The sequence below is a fragment of the Acidaminococcus sp. CAG:542 genome (assembly GCF_000437815.1).
Taxonomy (GTDB): Bacteria; Bacillota; Negativicutes; order Acidaminococcales; family Acidaminococcaceae; genus Acidaminococcus.
This window is the reverse complement of sequence record NZ_FR902054.1, coordinates 1,362-3,655: the sequence shown is the minus strand read 5'-3', so window position 1 is coordinate 3,655 and position 2,294 is coordinate 1,362. Positions and strand designations below refer to the sequence as shown.

The 2,294-nt window shown below is 59.6% G+C and carries 3 protein-coding genes; all 3 read right to left on the bottom strand.

Translation table 11 applies throughout. The features are described 5' to 3' along the window. Positions 1–613 (bottom strand): transporter substrate-binding domain-containing protein (locus QVO43_RS03755; RefSeq protein ID WP_441293920.1); only part of this gene is annotated, 613 nt, incomplete at its 3' end. Then, positions 600–1,946, bottom strand: coding sequence for an MmgE/PrpD family protein (locus tag QVO43_RS03750; RefSeq protein ID WP_288174473.1), 1,347 nt, complete (start codon positions 1,944–1,946; stop codon positions 600–602). The genes QVO43_RS03750 and QVO43_RS03755, both read right to left, overlap by 14 nt. Positions 1,947–1,950: 4 nt before the next feature. Further along, a partial coding sequence (locus QVO43_RS03745) for a glutathione S-transferase C-terminal domain-containing protein (protein WP_288174472.1) occupies positions 1,951–2,294 on the bottom strand: 344 nt, incomplete at its 5' end.

The following is a 2,294-nucleotide window of genomic DNA, read 5'->3' as shown; positions in this document are numbered from 1 at the left end:
ATTCCCCGGCGGCATCGGCCCGGCCGGTGGCCACCAGGTTCAGGTTTTCTGCAGCTCCCTTGTCAGAATAGATAGGATCGATTCCCGGATTGTGGGTCTTGTTGAATTCCTTCACCAGATCGTTGAATTCCGAGTTGGAGGTGACTGCCACTTTTTTCCCGGCCAGGTCGTCGAAGCTCTGGATATCCGTCCGGCCTTCCTTTACCACCAGTTTCCGGGCGGTATAGTTGTTGCTTTCTTTCGTATAGATGTATTTCTTCTCCCGGGTGGGATTCCGGCGCATCTGGTTGGCGATCATATCCACCTGCTTGGATTTCATGGCCACAAAGGCCGCATCCGGGCTCATGGGCTTGAATTCAAAATGGAGGCTGGGATCCCGCTTTTCCACTTCTTTCAGCACTTCCACGTCAAAGCCGGTCAGGTTCCCTTTATCGTCCGTAAAGGAGAAGGGCTTGGCCGTACCCCGGGTGGCCACCACAATGGCCTTTTTGTCCCCGCCGGTCTTGCTGCTGTCCTTGGCAGCCTGCTGACCGCCGCAGCCGGCCAGTCCAAGGGCCAGGAGCCCGGCAGCTGCCAGGGCCAGTACTTTTTGGAATTTCTTAGTCATGTTCATATCCCCTTTCATCATACAACAGAGGCAGGATCTCCCCCAGGTTTCCCCGGGGCCAGTCTGCCATTTTATCCAACAGTTTCCGGGTCCAGGCTTCTCCTTTGGCCCGGATCAGCTTCTCTTCCAGATCCTCTTCGGAAAATGGATGCTGGGGGCTGCCCAGAGGATCCGGCACTTCCGCTTCCACCGGTTCTCCTTCCAGGGTCACCCCGGTGACCACTGTCCGGCGGACGGTTTTCTCCACAGGAGGCAGGTCGTTGGCCCGATGGAATTTGGGGAGAGCCTGCCGGAAGGCTTCCGGCACCTGGGGCAGATCGAAGAGGCTGTCCTCTTCCCCGCCCCGGGTCAGGATCTGCCATCCCACGTATTCCACCGAAAATTTTCCTTCCTTCCCGGTTTCCGGGGCCGGATAGTGGAGGGCTTTGTACGCTCCCGGAGGAAAATGGAAAGTCACTTCCCGGAGTTTGTCCAGGGTGTACCCCCGCCGGAACAGTTCCCGGCAGGCGGCAGCTCCTCCAATGGCGGCACTGCAGTAGGGATGGAGCTTCATCCACAGGCCCGGAGCAAGGATCTGCCCCGGGTTCAGCCATTTTTGCTCCACTTCTTCCGGATCCAGGGTCAGGCTGCCGAACACCTGCTGCCAGCCGTTGTCGTTATTGAAAGGCCGCAGGCTGGCGGTGACCCGGGTGTACCGGACCATCTCCCAGGCAAACACCGCGTTCCGGGCGGCGAACCCGGCGTGGAGAGGCTTTCCATCGCTGCCGGCTTCCAGCCCCAGGCCCGCCGACTGGGTGGCCCCCAGGGACAGGAGATTGGCGGCAGCTTCCGGTCCCAGCTGCTTCAGGCTGGCCAGGGCCCCGGCCCCTCCGATGGAACCCAGGGTCCCGGTGGAATGCCAGCCCTGGCGCTTGTGCTGAGGATTCAAATACCCTCCCAGGATCCCTTCCAGTTCCGCCCCCACATTGTAGGCGGTGAGGAAGGCTTTCACGGGCACTTCAGGAGTACTTTCCGCCAACAGCACAGAAAACAGTACGGTGCTGAAATGACCGGCAATGCTGGACTGGGCATCGTCCAGATCCAGGTAATGAGACTGGAACCCGTTGAAAAAGGCCGCCATAAAAGGATGGCTGGTGCCTGGCAGACCCAGGAGATGGGCTCTGCCTGGAAAGGTTTCTACCCACCGGGCCATTTTCTGTACCTGGGGTTCCCGGGCCGCCTGAAGAGCGGAGGCCAGGTAATCCAGGAAAGCTATCTTGCTTTGCCGGAAAAGATCCGGACGCCGGTCCAGATCCGTCTGGCGGATCAGGTGGACCAGCGTCGCCGTTACTTCATCCATCATCTTACTTCCCAAACTTCTCCGCCCGGTCATTGGGTTCTTCCCAGATGCTCATGTCCGGGCCTTTGGGGACGATCCGGGGGAAATCTTCGTAGGGGGTGTGGTCCACATAGTAGAACCGCTTCCGCATGGAGTCGAAGTCGGTGTTCCCGCCGAAGGCCGGGTTGCTGTACAGGTCCTTGGCGTAGTTCCACAGGTTGGGGTAATCCACCAGGCGCTTCTTGTTCACGTAGTACTTCTGGTAGAACACCAGGTCGAACCGGCTCAGGGTCACGAACAGCCGGATGTCCGGGTCGGTGATGGTGTCTCCCATGAGATACCGGCGGGGGGCCAGACGGGTTTCCAGCC

Coding starts and splice junctions, on each gene's coding strand:
- QVO43_RS03750 (WP_288174473.1), bottom strand. CDS start 1,946: ATGGATGAAGTAACGGCGACGCTGGTCCACCTGATCCGCCAGACGGAT.